Origin of the sequence: Streptomyces gamaensis (genome assembly GCF_042656465.1) — a bacterium.
In the GTDB taxonomy this organism is placed as follows: Bacteria; Actinomycetota; Actinomycetes; order Streptomycetales; family Streptomycetaceae; genus Streptomyces; species Streptomyces gamaensis.
In genome coordinates this window covers 440,909-459,324 of record NZ_JBHSPB010000002.1, presented here as the reverse complement: position 1 = coordinate 459,324, position 18,416 = coordinate 440,909, and the positions used below count along the sequence as shown (strand labels likewise).

Annotated in this window: 1 protein-coding gene; it reads right to left on the bottom strand. The window is 72.7% G+C overall.

Annotation, left to right across the window (positions count from 1 at the left end):
• Positions 1-17: 17 nt before the first annotated feature.
• Positions 18-18,407: a type I polyketide synthase gene (locus tag ACFP1Z_RS04440; RefSeq protein ID WP_417801276.1), complete on the bottom strand. Its 18,390-nt coding sequence runs from the start codon at positions 18,405-18,407 to the stop codon at positions 18-20.
• Positions 18,408-18,416: the final 9 nt, after the last annotated feature.

Here is an 18,416-nt window from a genome sequence, read left to right as displayed (position 1 = left end):
AGGTAGAGGGCCAGGAACTAGGAATTTCCCAGATCTTGATCGATCAGGTCGAAGATGTCGTCGATCGTCGCGTCCTCAAGGTTGCGGGTGTCGGCGGGCTTCTCGCCCCGGCCGTCGGTGGAGTTCATCAGGGACAGCAGTTCCTGCAGTCGCCGGCGCACGCCCGACCGGACCGTCTCCTCGGCGGAGGACACCGTCGAGATCACCGACTCCAGCCGGTCCAGTTCGCTGAAGACCGAGACCTCGGACGGGCCTGTGCCGTCGGCGAGTTCGGTCCGCAGGTGCCGGGCGATGGCTTCCGGGGTCGGGTAGTCGAAGACCAGGGTGGCGGGCAGGGTCAGGCCGGTGTCGGCGGTGAGCTTGTTGCGCAGTTCGACGGCGGTCAGCGAGTCGAAGCCGAGGTCCCTGAAGGGCAGGTCGGCTTCCACCGCCCCGGAGCCGCTGTGGCCGAGTACGGCTGCCGCGTGGGCGCACACCGTGTCCACGAGCAGGCGTTGCTGTTCGCTCTCGGACAGTCCGGAGAGCTTCTCCCGCAGCGCGGACGGTTGCGTGGTCTGCTCGGCGGGCTCCTCGGCGAGGACGTTCCTGACCTCGGGCAGCTCGCCCAGCAGCGCGCTCGGCCTGCTGAGGGTGAACGGGACGACGAAGCGCTCCCAGTCGACGTCGGCCACGGTGACCGTGGTGTCCCCGCCGCTGAGCGCGGACTGCAGGGCGGAGAGCGCCTGTTGCGGCCGCAGCACGTTGAGGCCGCGCAGCCGCAGCCGCTCCTCGTCCCCGGTGTCGGCGACCATGCCGCCCTCGCCCCACGGGCCCCAGGCGATCGCGGTCGCGGTGAGGCCGCGGGCCCGGCGGTTGCGTGCCAGGCCGTCGAGGTAGGCGTTGGCCGCCGCGTAGGCGGCCTGGCCGCCACTGCCCCACACGCCGGAGATGGAGGAGAACAGGACGAAGGCGTCCAGCTCCCGCTCGCCGAGCAGTTCGTCCAGGTACCGGGCCCCGAGGGCCTTCGCGGAGACCGTGGCCGTGAACGCGTCGAGGGTGGTGTCGGCGAGCATGCCCGCTTCGGCGGTGCCGGCCGTGTGGACGACGGCGTTCACCGGGTGCTCGGCGAGCAGCTCGGCCAGGGCCGTACGGTCGGCCACGTCGCACGCGGCGACAGTGACCCGCGAACCCAGCGTCTCCAGCTCGGACTTCAGCTCACCCGCACCCGGGGCGTCCATGCCCCGACGGCTCGTCAGCACCAGGTGTTCGGCGCCCGCACCGGCCAGCCAGCGCGCGACGTGACTGCCCAGCGCGCCCGTACCACCGGTGATCAGCACCGTGCCGCGCGGCGACCACGTACGGCCCTGGTGGCCGGCGGTGGCCCGGGACAGCCGGCGGACGAACACGCCCTCGGTACGGACCGCCACCTGGTCCTCGACGGACTGGGCCAGCACTCCGGCGAGGCGGCTCGCGGCGTGCCCGTCGATGGTCCCGGGGAGGTCGATCAGGCCGCCCCAGCGCGGCGAGTGCTCCAGCGCGACCACCCGGCCCAGCCCCCACACCTGGGACTGCTCGGGGTCCGCCGTACGGTCGGCGGGGCCGACGGCCATCGCGTCGCGGGTCGCGCACCACAGCGGGGCGTCGATACCGGAGTCGCCGAGGGCCTGTACGAGCAGGACGGACAGCGTGGTTCCGTTGGCCGGCCCGCCGGCCGGGGCGGGGGTGCTGTCGACGGCGAGCAGTGACAGCACGCCGGCGACGGGGCCGTTGCCCGCCGCCCGGGCGAGCTGCTGGGCGAGGGCCTTGCGGTCGGCGGCCGGCTCGACCGGGACCGGCACCGGAGCCAGCCCTTGGCCGGTCAGCCCGCGCAGGCAGGCGGTGACCCAGTCCTCGCCGGTCTGCGCGGCGGCGACCGGGACCAGCCACGTGCCGGAGTGGTGGGTGTGCTGGGGGTCGGTGACGCGCTTCCACGTCTCGCGGTAGCGCCAATGGTCCACGGTGGACCGTTCCTTGCGCTGCCGCCGCCACGACGAGAGCCTCGGCAGCACCTCGCTGAACGAGTCCTCGGCGCGGATCTCCAGCGTCCCGGCGAGGGTCTCCAGGTCCTCGCGCTCCACCGTCTCCCAGAACTCCGCGTCCACCGGGTCGGCCACCGGGACGACCTGCTCCGCCGCCTCGACCCAGTACCGCTCGTGCTGGAACGCGTACGTCGGCAGGTCCACGGTCCGGCCGCCGGGGAAGAACGCCCGCCAGTCCACCGGGACTCCACGGGTGTGCAGCTGCGCGAGAGCCGTGGTGAGCGCTTGCCGCTCGGGGCGGTCGGCGCGCAATGCCGGGACGGTGACGGCGCCGTCGAGGCAGCCCTGGGTCATGCCGCTGAGGACGCCGCCGGGGCCGATCTCCACGAAGGTGGTCACGCCGTGCTCGTGGAGGGTCTTGATGCCGTCGGCGAAGCGGACCGCTTCACGGACGTGACGGACCCAGTACTCGGGCGTGTAAGGCTCGGCCAGGCGTCCCGTCAGGTTCGAGACCACGGGGATCGTCGGCTCGTTGAAGGTCAGTCCGCTGACAACCGCACGGAACTCGTCGAGTATGGGGTCCATCAGCGGCGAGTGGAACGCGTGACTGACCTTCAGCCGGGACGTCTTACGACCCAGCCCGGCGAAGACCTCCGCGACCGCCAGCACGGCCTCTTCGGCGCCGGAAACCACCACCGACTGCGGGCCGTTGATCGCCGCGATCCCGACGTTGTCGGTGAGGTGCGGCAGGACCTCGTCCTCCGTGGCCTGCACCGCCACCATCGCCCCGCCGACAGGCAACGCCTGCATCAGCGCAGCACGCGCCGACACCAGCTTCGCCGCATCGTCCAGCGACAACACCCCGGCCACATGCGCGGCAGCGATCTCACCCACCGAGTGACCCGCCACATAGTCGGGCCGGACACCCCAGGACTCCAGCAGCCGGAACAACGCCACTTCAATGGCGAACAACGCGGGCTGCGTGCACCCGGTCTGGTCCAACTCCTCCGAGTCGACATCGACCGGCGCGTCCAGATACGCGCACACCTCGTCGTAGGCCTCCGCGAACACCGGGAACGCCTCGTACAACTCCCGACCCATACCGATCCGCTGCGATCCCTGGCCGGAGAAGAGGAACCCGACCTTTCCGCCGGCCGGACGCCCCAGCACCACACCGGCAGCCGGGGTGCCCGCAGCCAAGTCGGCCAGACCGCCCAGCAGTTCCTCGCGGCTCTCCCCCACCACCACAGCCCGGTGCCGCAGCGCCGCCCGGGTCGTGGCCAGCGAGAACCCGACGTCCGCAGGCGAGGACTCACCATCGGCGAACGACAGCAGCCTGGCCGCCTGCGCCCGCAGCGCCGCCTCACTCTTCGCCGACAGCACCCACGCGTACGGGCCCGAGACAGAAGAACCGACGGGCTCTTCCTCGACGGACGGAGCCTGCTCGACGATGACGTGCGCGTTGGTGCCGCTGACACCGAAGGACGAGATGCCCGCCCGGCGCGGACGGCCGTCCGAAGGCCACTCCATCGCCTCGGTCAGCAGCTGTACCGCCCCCGCCGACCAGTCCACGTGCGGCGTCGGCTCGTCCACGTGCAAGGTCTGCGGCAGCACGCCATGACGCATCGCCATGACCATCTTGATGATGCCGCCGACACCGGCGGCAGCCTGCGCGTGACCGATGTTGGACTTCAACGAGCCCAGCCACAACGGCCGTTCCTCCGACCGCTCCTGACCGTACGTCGCCAGCAGCGCCTGCGCCTCGATCGGGTCACCCAGCCGCGTGCCCGTACCGTGCGCCTCCACCGCATCCACGTCCGCCGCAGACAGCCCGGCAGCGGCCAGGGCCTCCCGGATCACCCGCTGTTGCGCAGGACCGTTCGGCGCCGTCAGACCATTCGACGCACCATCCTGGTTGATCGCGCTGCCCCGGACGACGGCCAGCACCTGGTGCCCGTTGCGCTGGGCGTCGGAGAGCCGCTCCACCAAGAGCATGCCGACGCCCTCGGCCCACCCGGTGCCGTCCGCGCCCGCCGCGAACGCCTTGCACCGGCCGTCCTCGGCCAGGCCGCGCTGGCGGCTGAACTCCACGAAGGCTCGCGGGGTGGACATCACCATGACGCCGCCGGCCAGCGCCATGGAGCACTCGCCGCTGCGCAGCGCCTGGATCGCCCAGTGCAGTGCGACCAGTGAGGACGAGCAGGCCGTGTCCACGGTGACGGCCGGGCCTTCGAGTCCGAAGGTGTAGGCGAGACGGCCGGACATGATGCTCGCGGAGTTGCCCGTGCCGAAGAAGCCCTCGGAGTCGTCGATGGCGTTGAACGCCTGTGCCGCGTAGTCCTGGTAGCCGGAGCCGACGAAGACCCCGGTACGGCTGCCCCGCACCGACTCCGCGTCCAGACCCGCCCGCTCGAAGGTCTCCCACGTCGTCTCCAGCAGCAGCCGCTGCTGCGGATCCATCGCCACCGCCTCACGCGGCGAGATCCCGAAGAACCCCGGATCGAACTCCCCCGCCTCATAGAGGAATCCACCCCGACGCGTATACGTCTTCCCCGACGCCTCCGGATCCGGATCGTAGATCCCCTCCACATCCCAGCCACGGTCCGCCGGGAACCCACCGACCGCGTCCACACCACCGGACACCAGCCGCCACAGATCCTCCGGCGACCGCACACCACCCGGATACCGGCACGCCATCCCCACGATCGCGATGGGGTCGTCGGCCGCGCCCGGTGCGGCGGCCGCGGCCGGTGCCGTCGTCGCGGCGGTACGGCCGGTGAGCTCGGCGCGGAGCTGCCGGGCGAGCGCGGTGGCGTTCGGGTAGTCGAAGACCAGCGTGGGGGGCAGGACGAGGCCGGTCTCGGTGTTGAGCTTGTTGCGCAGTTCGACGGCGGTCAGGGAGTCGAAGCCCAGGTCCTTGAAGGCCCGTTCGGCCTCGACCTCGCCGGCGTCGCTGTGGCCGAGGACGGCCGCCGCGTGCGTACGGACGATTTCGACCAGCACCGTCTCCTGCTCGGCCTCGCGCATCCCGGCGAGACGGCCGGCCAGCGGGGAGGCGGCGGCCGTGCCGGTCTCCTCGGCGCGGCCACCGGTGCTGAGGATCCGTTCGGCCTCCGGGAGGTCGCCGAGCAGTGCGCTGGGACGTCCCAGGGTGAACGAGGGCAGGAACCGCTCCCAGTCGATGTCGGCGACGGTCGTGGTGGCCTCGCCGGATTCGAGGGCCTGCCGGAGTGCGAAGACCGCGAGCGCGGCGGGCATCGGGATCAGGCCCCGGCGCCGCAGCCGTTCGTCGGCGCCCTCGCTCTCGGCCATGCCGCCGCCGGCCCACGGGCCCCAGGCCACGGCGGTCGCTGCCAGGCCCCGGGCGCGGCGCCGTTCGGCGATGCCGTCGAGCACGGCGTTGGCGGCGGCGTAGGCGGCCTGGTGGCCGCTGCCCCACACGCCCGCGATGGAGGAGAACAGGACGAAGGCGTCCAGCTCCCGCTCGCCCAGCAGTTCATCGAGGTGCAGGGCGCCGGCGGCCTTCGCGGACAGCACGTCGGCGAAGGTGCCGAGCGTCATGTCCTCGAACGCCTCCAGCTGGTCGACGCCCGCCGTGTGGACGACGGCGTTCACCGGGTGCTCGGCGAGCAGTGCGGCCAGTGCCGTACGGTCGGCCACGTCGCACGCGGCGACAGTGACCCGCGAACCCAGCGCCTCCAGCTCGGACTTCAGATCGGCCGCACCCGGGGCGTCCATGCCCCGACGGCTCGTCAGCACCAGATGCTCCGCACCCGCACCGGCCAGCCAACGCGCCACGTGACCGCCCAGCGCGCCCGTACCACCGGTGATCAGCACCGTGCCACGCGGCGACCACGCACGGCCCTTCCGGCCGCCGCCCGTGACTCGGGACAGCCGGCGGACGAACACGCCCCGGGCCCGTACGGCCACCTGGTCCTCGGCCGACTGCCCCAGCACTCCGGCGAGGCGGCCGGCGAGCCGGTCGTCGATCTCCTCGGGCAGGTCGACCAGACCGCCCCAGCGTCGCGCGTGCTCCAGGGCGGCCACCCGGCCCAGTCCCCACACGGCGTGCTGGACGGCACTGGGCTCTGCGTCCGAACGGCCCGTGGATACAGCCGACTTGGTCATGTTCCACAGGGGGGCGTCGATGCCCGCGTCGCCCAGTGCCTGGACGAGGGTGATGGTCAGCGCGGTGCCCACGGCGAGAGCCGGGTGCCCGGGGTGCGGCCGCTCGTCGACCCCGAGGAGGGAGATCACGCCCGCGAGCGGCGTTGCGCTCGTGGCGGCCTGGAGTTGCCGCAGCAGCGTGCCGCGGTCCGTGGCCGCGTCGACGACGACGGGGACGGTCCGGGCCCCGCAGGACGTGAGCCCTTCGCGGACCACGGTGGTCCACTCGGTCTCCTCGGTGACCAGGAACAGCCAGTCGCCGGAGAGTTCGTGGCTGCGGCGGCCGCCGAACGGCTTCCAGCCGGCCCGGTAGGACCAGCCGTCCACGAGGGACTCCTCGCGGCGCTGCCGCCGCCACGCGGACAGCCGGGGCAGTACCGCGTCGAGCTGCTCGGCGGGCAGGTCGAGTGTGGCCGCGAGGGACTGGGCGTCCTCGCGCTCCACCGTCTCCCAGAACTCCGTCTCCACGGCGTCGGCGCCGAGGGCGGCGGCGGTGGGCGCCGTGGTCTCCAGCCAGTACCGCTGGTGCTGGAAGGCGTAGGTCGGCAGGTCCACCGTGCGGACGTCCCGGCCGGCGAAGCAGGCGTGCCAGTCGACGGGCACGCCGTGCACGTGGGCCTGCGCGACGGCGCCGGTGACCGCCTCGGGTTCCGGGCTGTCGGCGCGTACGGCGGGGATGGTGAGCGCGCCGTCCAGGCAGCCCTGGGCCAGGGCGCTGAGGACGCCGCCGGGGCCGACCTCCATGAAGGTGGTCACGCCCAGCTCGCCCAGGGTGCGGACGCCGTCGGCGAAGCGGACGGCTTCGCGCACGTGCCGGACCCAGTACTCGGCCGAGTACGTCCCGACGAGTCCGCCCGTGACGTTGGAGACGACGGGAATCCTCGGCTTCTCGAAGCGCAGTCCTTCGACGACGCGGGCGAACTCCTCCAGCATGGGGTCCATCAGCGGCGAGTGGAACGCGTGACTGACCTTCAGCCGGGACGTCTTACGACCCTGCTGGGCGAAGACCTCCGCGATCGCCAGCACGGCGTCCTCAGCGCCGGAAATCACCACGGACTGCGGTCCGTTGACGGCCGCGACGCTCACCTCGTCGGTGAGGTGCGGCAGGACCTCGTCCTCGGTCGCCTGCACCGCCATCATGGCGCCGCCTGCGGGCAGCGCCTGCATCAGCCGGGCGCGGGCGGTCACCAGCGTGGCCGCGTCCTCCAGCGAGAGCGCCCCGGCCACGTGCGCGGCGGCGATCTCGCCGACGGAGTGGCCCGCCATGAAGTCCGGGCGGATGCCCCAGGATTCGAGGAGCCGGAACAGCGCCACTTCGAAGGCGAACAGCGCGGGCTGGGTGAAGACGGTGCGGTTCAGCTCCTCGCCGTCCGTGTCGTCCTCGCCGAGGACGACGTCCCGCAGCGGCCGGTCGAGGTGCCGGTCGAGGTGGGCGCACACCTGGTCGTACGCCTCAGCGAACACCGGGAACGCCTCGTACAACTCCCGCCCCATGCCGGGGCGTTGGGAGCCCTGACCGGAGAAGAGGAAGCCGGTCCGGGTGGTGTCGGCGCGGCCGAGGGTGACGCCGGGGGCGGGTGTGCCCGAGACCAGGGCGCGCAGTCCGTCGACGAGCCGGTCGCGGTCGGCCGCGACGACGGCGGCGCGGTGCTCCAGCGCGGCGCGGCTGGTGGCCAGCGAGTAGCCGACGTCGGCGGGCGACAGCCCGGTCTCTCCCGCGACGTGGGACAGCAGGCGCTCGGCCTGGTCCCGCAGCGCGGCCTCGGACTTGCCGGACAGCACCCACGGCACGGCCGTCGGAGCGGCCCCGGCCGGGGTGACGGCGGCGGCTTCGACCGGCGGGGCCTGCTCGATGATGGTGTGCGCGTTGGTGCCGCTGACGCCGAAGGACGAGATGCCGGCGCGGCGCGGACGGCCCTGCGCGGGCCACTCCACCGCCTCGGTGAGCAGCCGTACCGCGCCCGCCGACCAGTCCACGTGCGGCGTCGGCTCGTCCGCGTGCAGGGTGCGCGGCAGCAGTCCGTGCCGCATCGCCATCACCATCTTGATGACGCCGGCGACTCCGGACGCCGCCTGCGCGTGCCCGATGTTGGACTTCAACGAGCCGAGCCACAGCGGCTGTTCGGCGGAGCGGTCCTGACCGTAGGTCGCCAGGAGGGCCTGTGCCTCGATGGGGTCGCCCAGCGCGGTGCCCGTGCCGTGCGCCTCGACGGCGTCGACGTCGGCCTCGGTGAGTCCGGCGGAGGCCAGCGCCTGCCGGATCACGCGCTGCTGCGCGGGACCGTTCGGCGCGGTCAGGCCGTTGGAGGCGCCGTCCTGGTTGATCGCGCTGCCCCGTACGACCGCGAGGACCTGGTGGCCGTTGCGCACGGCGTCGCCGAGGCGCTCGACGAGGACGACGCCCGCGCCTTCCGCCCAGCCGGTGCCGTCGGCGCCGGCGCCGAACGCCTTGCAGCGGCCGTCGGCGGACAGTCCGCGCTGCCGGCTGAACTCCACGAACGCGGCCGGTACGGCCATGACGTTCACACCGCCCGCGACGGCCATCGTGCTCTCGCCGTTGCGCAGCGACTGGATGGCCAAGTGCAGGGCGACGAGCGAGGACGAGCAGGCCGTGTCGACGGTGACGGCCGGGCCCTCCAGACCGAACGAGTAGGCCACACGCCCGGAGACGACACTCGCGGCACTGCCGGTCAGCAGGTGCCCCTCGACGCCTTCGGGGACCTGCGGGAGGCCGGCGCCGTAGCCCTGGTAGGACATGCCGACGAACACGCCCGTGCGGCTGCCCTTCAGCGAGGCCGGGTCGATGCCCGCGCGCTCGAAGGCCTCCCACGTGGTCTCCAGCAGCAGCCGCTGCTGCGGGTCCATCGCCAAGGCCTCGCGGGGGGAGATCCCGAACAGCGCGGCGTCGAAGTCGCCCGCGTCGTAGAGGAATCCGCCGTCGCGGGCGTAGGTCTTGCCGGGGACGCCCGGGTCGGGGTCGTAGAGTCCGTCGATGTCCCAGCCTCGGTCCTCGGGGAAGCCCGCCACGGCGTCGCCGCCGGACAGCACGAGCTGCCACAGGTCCTCGGGCGAGCCGACGCCGCCGGGCAGACGGCAGCTCATCGCCACGATCGCGATGGGCTCGTCGTCGGCGGCCGTGCGCTCGGCGGGCAGCGCGGCGGCCTGCGCGCCGAGCAGTTCGGCCCGCAGGTGGCGGGCGAGGGCCGTGGCGTTCGGGTAGTCGAAGACGAGGGTGGTGGGCAGGGCGAGACCGGTCTCGGCGGTGAGCTTGTTGCGCAGTTCGACGGCGGTCAGCGAGTCGAAACCGAGGTCCTTGAAGGCCCGTTCGGCCTCCACGGCCGTGGTCCCGGCGTGCCCGAGGACGGCGGCCGCGTGCGTACGGACCAGGTCCACCAGAGCGCGGTCCTGCTCGCCGGCCGAGAGGGCGGCCAGCCGGGCCGCGAGCGCGTTGCCGGCCTCGGCGCCGTCGGGTGCCCGGTTCTCCAGCGCCCGCTGGGCCTCGGGCACGTCGGACAGCAGGGCGCTCGGGCGGCCGACCGTGAACGGTCCGATGAACCGCTCCCAGTCGAAGTCGGCGACGGTCAGGGTGGTTTCGTCGTCCGTCACGGCCTGCCGCAGCGCGGAGACCGCGAGCGCCGGCCGCATGGGCGACAGGCCGCGCCGGCGCAGCATGTCCTCGGCGTCGCCGACACTGGCCATGCCGCCCTCGGCCCAGCCGCTCCAGGAGACGGCGAGGGCGGTACGGCCGCGTGCCCGACGGTGTTCGGCCAGGGCGTCGAGGTAGGCGTTGGCCGCCGAGTAGGCGCCCTGGCCGGCGCCGCCCCAGATGCCGGCGCCGGAGGAGAACAGCACGAACGCGTCCAGCTCCTGGCCGTCCAGCAGTTCGTCCAGGTGTGTCGCTCCCGCCGTCTTCGCCGACAGGGTGCGCGCGAACGCGTCCGTTCCGGTGTCCTCGATCATGATGTGGTCGCTGACGCCGGCCGCGTGGACGACGGCGTTCACCGGGTGCTCGGCAAGCAGCGCGGCCAGGGCCGCACGGTCGGCCACGTCGCACGCGGCGACGGTCACACGGCAACCGAGCTTCTCCAGCTCGGACTTCAGCTCGGCCGCACCCGGGGCGTCCATGCCCCGACGGCTCGTCAGCACCAGGTGTTCGGCGCCCGCTCCGGCCAGCCAGCGCGCCACGTGACCACCCAGCGCACCCGTACCACCGGTGATCAGCACCGTGCCGCGCGGCGACCACTGCCGCTCGGGCCCGGAGCTGCGGTCGGCGCGTACCAGCCGGCGTCCGAAGACGCCCGAGGCCCGTACGGCCACCTGGTCCTCGGCCGACTGTCCCAGGACGGCGACCACGCGGGCCGCCGTACGGGCGTCCAGCGACCCGGGGAGGTCGAGCAGACCGCCCCAGCGCTGCGGGTACTCCAGGGCCGCCGCCCGGCCGAAGCCCCACACCTGGGCCTGTACCGGCCGGTCCACGCGGTCGGAGCGGCCGGTGGCGACCGCGCCCCGAGTGGCGCACCACAGCGGTGCGTCGATACCGGCGTCGCCAAGTGCCTGGATCAGAAGGAGAGTTGCGGACAGGCCGTGCGGCAGGGCGGGCTGCTCGGGGGAGGCGTCCTCGTCCTCGGCCAGCAGCGACAGCACACCGGCTACCGGGGCGACTCCGGCCAGCTCGTGGGCGAGCGTCTGCCGGTCGGTGGGCCGGCCGACGGTGAGGGTCACCAGGTCGAGGCCGCGCTCGGCCAGCGTGGTACGGACCTCGGTGGTCCACTCGGTGTCGTCGGCGGCCACGAGCAACCAGGTGCCGGACGCCCCGGTGTCCGGGAGCGCGCCGAGGGGCTTCCAGGTGACGCGGTAGCGCCAGCCGTCGACCACGGACTGTTCGCGGCGCTGCCGCCGCCACGCGGACAGCCGGGGCAGGATCGCGCTCAGCGACTCGTCGGCCCCGACGCCCAGGGTCGCGGCGAGGGACTCCAGGTCCTCCCGCTCCACGGAGTCCCAGAATCCGGAGTCCGTGCCGTCGGCCGGGGCGTCGGTGACGGCGGTCAGGTCCTCCCCCGCCAGCCAGTAACGCTCGCGCTGGAAGGGGTAGGTGGGCAGGTCGACGCGGTGGGCGCCGGGGAGCAGGGCGTGCCAGTCGGGGGAGACGCCGTGCACGTGGAGTTCGGCGAGGGCGGTGGTGATCGCCTGCGGCTCGGGGCGGTCGGCGCGCAGGACCGGGACGGTGAGCGCGTCGTCCAGGCAGCCTTGGGTCATGCCGCTGAGGACGCCGCCGGGGCCGATCTCCACGAAGGTGGTCACGCCGTGCTCGTGGAGGGTCTTGATGCCGTCGGCGAAACGGACCGCTTCACGGACGTGACGGACCCAGTACTCGGGCGTGTAAGGCTCGGCCAGGCGTCCCGTCAGGTTCGACACCACCGGGATTGCGGGCTCGTTGAAGGTCAGCCCGCTGACGACCGCACGGAACTCGTCGAGCATCGGGTCCATGAGCGGCGAGTGGAACGCGTGACTGACCTTCAGCCGGGACGTCTTACGACCCTGCTCGGCGAAGACCTCCGCGATCCCGAGGACCGCGTCCTCATCGCCCGAAATCACCACCGACTGCGGTCCGTTGATCGCAGCGATACCCACGTTGCCAGTGAGGTGCGGCAGGACCTCGCCCTCCGTAGCCTGCACCGCCACCATCGCCCCGCCGACAGGCAACGCCTGCATCAGCGCAGCACGCGCCGACACCAGCCTCGCCGCATCCCCCAGCGACAGCACCCCGGCCACATGCGCGGCAGCGATCTCACCGACGGAATGACCCGCCACATAGTCGGGGCGGATGCCCCAGGACTCCAGCAGCCGGAACAGCGCCACCTCGACCGCGAACAACGCGGGCTGCGTGCACCCGGTCTCGTGCAGCGTCTCGGCGTCCACGTCGACCGGCGCGTCGAGATACGCGCACACCTGGTCGTACGCCTCCGCGAACACCGGGAACGTCTCGTACAACTCCCGGCCCATACCGAGCCGCTGCGAGCCCTGACCGGAGAACAGGAAGCCCAGCTTGCCGCCGGAGTGGGCGCGCCCGGTCACCACGGTCGCCGCCGGCTGACCGGCCACGAGCGCGGTCAGGGCCTGCCGGAGTTCGTCCGGCCCCTGGGCGACGAGCACCGCACGGTCCTCGAACATCTCGCGGGAGGCCAGGGACAGGCCGACGTCGGAAGCGGTCCAACTGCCTTGCACGTCCAGGTAGTCGGCCAGCCGGGCCGCCTGCGCGCGCAACGCCGCCTCGCCCTTGCCCGAGAGCACCCACGGCACGATGCCACCGGAGTCCGGCGTGGGAGACAGCTCCGCCGCAGCGGGGGCCTGTTCGACGATGACGTGGGCGTTGGTGCCGCTGACGCCGAAGGAGGAGATGCCCGCGCGGCGCGGACCGTCGGCCTCCCAGCCAACGGCTTCGGTCAGCAGCCGTACCGTACCCGCCGACCAGTCCACATGCGGCGTCGGCTCGTCCACGTGCAGGGTTCGCGGCAGCACACCGTGCCGCATCGCCATCACCATCTTGATGATGCCCGCAGCACCCGCAGCCGCCTGCGTGTGCCCAATGTTGGACTTCAACGACCCCAGCCACAACGGCCGCTCCGCCGACCGCTCCTGACCGTACGTCGCGATGACCGCCTGCGCCTCGATCGGGTCACCCAGCTTCGTCCCCGTACCGTGCGCCTCCACCGCGTCCACATCGGCGCCAGAAAGCCCAGCGGCGGCCAGGGCCTCCCGGATCACCCGCTGCTGCGCAGGACCGTTCGGCGCCGTCAGACCATTCGACGCACCATCCTGGTTGACGGCGGATCCCCGCACGACAGCCAGCACCTGATGCCCATTGCGCCGGGCGTCGGAGAGCCGCTCCACCAGGAGCATGCCGACGCCTTCACTCCAGCCGGTGCCGTCCGCTCCTTCGGCGAACGCCCTGCACCGGCCGTCCGGCGACAGGCCGCGCTGACGGCTGAACTCCACGAACACCGTCGGACTCGCCATCACCGTCACACCACCGGCCAGCGCCATCGAGCACTCACCACTGCGCAACGACTGAATCGCCAGATGCAGCGCCACCAACGACGACGAGCACGCCGTGTCGACCGTGACCGCCGGCCCCTCCAGACCGAACGTGTACGACACACGACCCGACGCGACACTGGACGCGCCGCCGACCAGTCGGTGTCCCTCGACTCCTTCCGGCGTGCGGCGCACGTCGGCCCCGTAGCCCTGGTAGGCCAGGCCGACGAACACGCCCGTCCGGCTGCCCCGCACCTGGGCGGCGGTCAGGCCCGCGCGCTCGAAGGTCTCCCACGTGGCCTCCAGCAGGAGCCGCTGCTGCGGGTCCATGGCGAGGGCCTCACGCGGTGAGATTCCGAAGAAGGCGGCGTCGAAGTCGGTGGCGTCGTAGAGGAAACCGCCGTCGCGCGCATAGGTCCTGCCGACGCGCTCGGGGTCGGGGTCGTAGAGGTTGTCGGTGTCCCAGCCGCGGTTGGCCGGGAATCCCGAGATGGCGTCTCCGCCGGAGGAAACGAGGTTCCACAGGCCTTCGGGGGAGTCGACGCCGCCGGGCAGGCGGCAGCTCATGGCCACGATCGCGATGGGCTCGTCGTCGGCGACGGCGGTACGGCCCGCCGGCAGCGCGGCGGTACCGTCACCGAGCAGCTCGGTGAGGAGGAAGGCGGCGAGCGCGGTGGCGTTGGGGTAGTCGAAGACCAGCGTGGGCGGCAGGGCGAGGCCGGTCGCCGTGTTGATCCTGTTGCGGAGTTCGACGGCGGTCAGCGAGTCGAAGCCCAGGTCCTTGAAGGCCCGTTCGGGCTCGACGTCCGCCGCCGAGGCGTGGCCCAGTACGGCCGCGACGTGGGCGCGGACCAGGTCGAGCAGGGTCTCCGCGCGTTCGGCCTCGGACAGCGCGGACAGCCGGTCCGCCAGGGGCGTGCCGCCCGTGGCGGTGTCGGGGGACACGGCGGACGTGGCGCGGCGTACCTCGGGCAGCTCGGACAGCAGCGCGCTCGGGCGGGCCATCGTGAACGGTCCGATGAACCGCTCCCAGTCCATGTCGGCCACCACGACGGCGGTTTCGTCGCAGTCCAGCGCGCGCTGTACGGCGGACACGGCGAGCGCGGGCGGCAGGGTGATGACGCCACGGCGGCGGAGGTGCTCCTCGTCGGAGCCGGTGACCATGCCGCCGTCGGCCCAGGGCCCCCAGGCGATGGCGGTGGCGGTCAGGCCCTTGGCCCTGCGCCGCGCGGCGAGGCCGTCGAGGAAGGCGTTGGCGGAGGCGTAGGCGGTCTGCAGTCCGCTGCCCCATACGCCGGAGATGGAGGAGAAGAGGACGAAGGCGTCCAGCTCCTGCTCGCCGAGCAGGTTGTCCAGGTGTGTGGCGCCGCCTGTCTTCGCGGCGAGGGTGCGGGCGAAGTCGTCGAGGGTCAGCTCGTCGAAGGGGGCGAGCTGTTCGACGCCGGCCGCGTGGAAGACGGCGGTGAAGGTGTGCTGGGCGAGGAGCCCGGCCACCGCGTCGCGGCAGGCGACGTCGCACGCGGCGAGGGTGACGCGTGCGCCCAACGCCTCCAGTTCCGCCTTGAGTCCGTCCGCGCCGGGGGCGTCGGCTCCGCGACGGCTCGTCAGCACCAGGTGCTCGGCGCCCGCACCGGCCAGCCAGCGCGCGACGTGACCGCCCAGCGCGCCCGTACCACCGGTGATCAGCACCGTGCCGCGCGGCGACCACGGCCGCCCGGCGCCGTTCCGGGCGTGGGTGAGCCGGACGGTGAACACGCCGGACGCGCGGACGGCCACCTGGTCCTCGGCCGTCCCGGGAGTCTGGTCGAGCACGGCGGCGACGCGGCCGGCGGCGCGGTCGTCGAGCTTGGCGGGCAGGTCGATCAGACCGCCCCAGCGTCCGGGCTGTTCCAGGGCCAGGGACCGGCCGAAGCCCCACACCTGGTTCTGTACGGCGCTGAGCGGCGCGTCGTCGGAGCGGCCGGTGGCCGCGGCTCCCCGGGTGGCGCACCACAGCGGCGCGTCGATGCCCGCGTCGCCGAGGGCCCGGGTCAGGGCCACGGTGTGGGCCAGCCCCCGGGAGACGGCCGGGTGCTCGGGCGAGGCGCTCTCGTCGACCGCGAGCAACGACAGGACGCCGTCGAGGGGTTGGGATCCGTCCACGGCCCGCTCCAGTTCGCGGGCCAGAGCCGGGCGGTCGGTGTCGGCGCCGACAGCGAGCGTGATCAGGTGCGCGCCGCGTGCGGCGAGCCCCGTACGGACGGTTTCGGCCCACGCGTCGCCTGCGGGGGCCACGAACAGCCAGGTGCCGGACAGGTCGGAGACGGGCAGGCCGTTCAGCGGCTGCCAGGCCATCCGGTAGCGCCAGCCGTCCACGACGGACTGCTCACGGCGCTGCCGCCGCCAGGCCGACAACTTCGGGAGGACAACGTCGAGTTCCTCGGCACCCAGCCCCAGGGTGGCGGCCAGCGACTGCACGTCCTCGCGCTCGACACTCGCCCAGAAGTCTGCGTCGACCGCGTCCACGACGGCCGTCTCGGCTTCGGGTGTCTCCAGCCAGTAACGCTGCTGCTGGAAGGCGTAGGTGGGCAGGTCGACGCGGTGGGCACTGGGGAACAGGGCGTGCCAGTCGGGGGAGACGCCGTGCACGTGGAGTTCGGCGAGGGCGGTGGTGATCGCCTGCGGCTCGGGGCGGCCGGCGCGCAGTACGGGAACGGTGAGCGCGTCGTCCAAGCAGCCCTGGGTCATGCCGCTGAGGACACCGCCGGGGCCGATCTCCACGAAGGTGGTCACGCCGTGCTCATGCAGGGTCTTGATGCCGTCGGCGAAGCGGACCGCTTCACGGACGTGACGGACCCAGTACTCGGGCGTGTAAGGCTCGGCCAGGCGTCCCGTCAGGTTCGACACCACGGGGATCGTGGGCTCGTTGAAGGTCAGTCCGCTCACGACGGCGCGGAACTCGTCGAGCATCGGGTCCATCAGCGGCGAGTGGAACGCGTGACTGACCTTCAGCCGCGACGTCTTACGACCCTGCTGGGTGAAAACCTCCGCGACCGCCAGTACGGCCTCTTCGGCGCCGGAAATCACCACCGACTGCGGTCCGTTGATGGCCGCCATCCCGACGTTATCGGTGAGGTGCGGCAGGACCTCGTCCTCCGTGGCCTGCACCGCCACCATCGCCCCACCGAAGGGCAACGCCTGCATCAGCGCGGCACGCGCCGACACCAGCCTCGCCGCATCGTCCAGCGACAGCACACCCGCCACATGCGCGGCAGCGATCTCACCCACCGAGTGACCCGCCACGAAGTCCGGCCGAATACCCCAGGACTCCAGCAGCCGGAACAACGCCACCTCAATGGCGAACAGCGCAGGCTGCGTGCACCCGGTCTGGTGCAACTCCTCCGAATCGACATCGACCGGCACCTCCAGCAGCGCACACACCTCGTCATACGCCTCGGCGAACACCGGGAACGCCGCATACAACTCCCGGCCCATCCCCAGCCGCTGCGACCCCTGACCCGAGAACAGGAAACCGACCTTGCCCCCGGAACGCGCCACCCCCTGCACCACCGAAGCCGACGGAGCACCCGAAGCCAACGCCCGTACAGCATCAGTGAGTTCCTCCAGGCTCTCCCCCACGACGGCCGCGCGCCGGTCCCAGGTGGCGCGTGTCGTGGCGAGGGAGAAGGCGACGTCGGCCGGCGAGAGCCCGGGGCGGTCCTCCACGAAGGACAGCAGGCGCTCCGCCTGCCCCCGCAGCGACGTCTCGCTCTTCGCCGAGAGCACCCATGCCAGCGGGCCGGCGGCCGGGGCCCCGGCGGGCTCTTCGGCCGCCTCCTCCTCGGCGGGGGCCTGCTCGATGATCGTGTGCGCGTTGGTACCGCTGACGCCGAAGGACGACACGGCGGCCCGGCGCGGGTGGTCCGTCTCCGGCCACCGCACCGCCTCGGTGAGCAGCCGGACACCGCCCGCCGACCAGTCGACCTGCGGGGTGGGTTCGTCGACGTGCAGCGTCTGCGGGAGCACGCCGTTGCGGATCGCCATCACCATCTTGATCACACCGGCGACTCCGGAAGCCGCCTGCGTGTGACCGAAGTTGGACTTGACGGACCCCAGCCACAGGGGCTGGTCCACGGAGTGCTCCTGGCCGTAGGTGGCGAGCAGGGCCTCCGCCTCGATGGGGTCACCGAGGGTGGTGGCCGTGCCGTGTGCCTCGACGGCGTCGACCTGGGAGGCGGTCAGCCGGGCGTGTTCCAGGGCCTGTTGGATCACTCGCACCTGCGAGGGTCCGTTCGGCGCGGTGAGACCGTTGGACGCGCCGTCCTGGTTGATCGCGCTGCCGCGTACGACGGCGAGCACCTCGTGGCCGTTGCGGCGGGCGTCGGAGAGCCGCTCCAGCAGGAGGACGCCGACGCCCTCGGACATGGACGTGCCGTCGGCGGAAGCGGAGAACGCGCGGCAGCGGCCGTCCGGGGACAGGCCGCGCTGCGCGCTGAACGCGATGAAGGTGTTCGGCGTGGCCATCACGGTCACTCCGCCGGCCAGTGCCAGCGAGCACTCACCGCGACGCAGCGCCTCGGCGGCCAGGTGCAGGGCCACCAGGGAGGACGAGCAGGCCGTGTCCACGGTGACGGCGGGGCCTTCGAGGCCGAAGACGTAGGAGATCCGGCCGGAGACCACGGCGGCCGTGTTCGCGGTGACGAGGTGGGCCTCGATGTCCGCGTCGCCGCGCTGCTGGAGATAGGCGTGGTCCTGGCCGTTGGTGCCGACGAACACGCCGGTACGGGTGCCGCGCGCGGCGGCCGGGTCGATGCCGGCACGCTCGAAGGCCTCCCAGGAGGTCTGCAGCAGCAGGCGCTGCTGCGGGTCCATGACGAGGGCCTCGCGGGGGGAGATCCCGAAGAACGCGGGGTCGAACTCGGCGGCGTCGTGGAGGAATCCGCCGTCGCGCACGTACGTCCTGCCCGTGCGCCCGGGTTCGGGGTCGTGGATGGCGTCCAGGTCCCAGCCGCGGTCGGCGGGGAAGGCCGATATGGCGTCGCCGCCGGAGGAGACCAGCTGCCACAGGTCCTCGGGCGAGCCGACGCCGCCCGGGTAGCGGCAGGACATCCCGACGATGGCGATGGGCTCGGTGTCCTTCGCCTCCAGCTCTCCCAGCTGCCGACGGGTGTGGCGCAGGTCCACCATCACGCGCTTGAGGTAATCCCTGAGCTTGTCGTCGTTCGACATGTGTTCTAC

Excerpts from the sequence above, each read along its gene's own strand:
- ACFP1Z_RS04440 (WP_417801276.1), bottom strand. The coding sequence starts at position 18,407 with ATGTCGAACGACGACAAGCTCAGGGATTACCTCAAGCGCGTGATGGTG.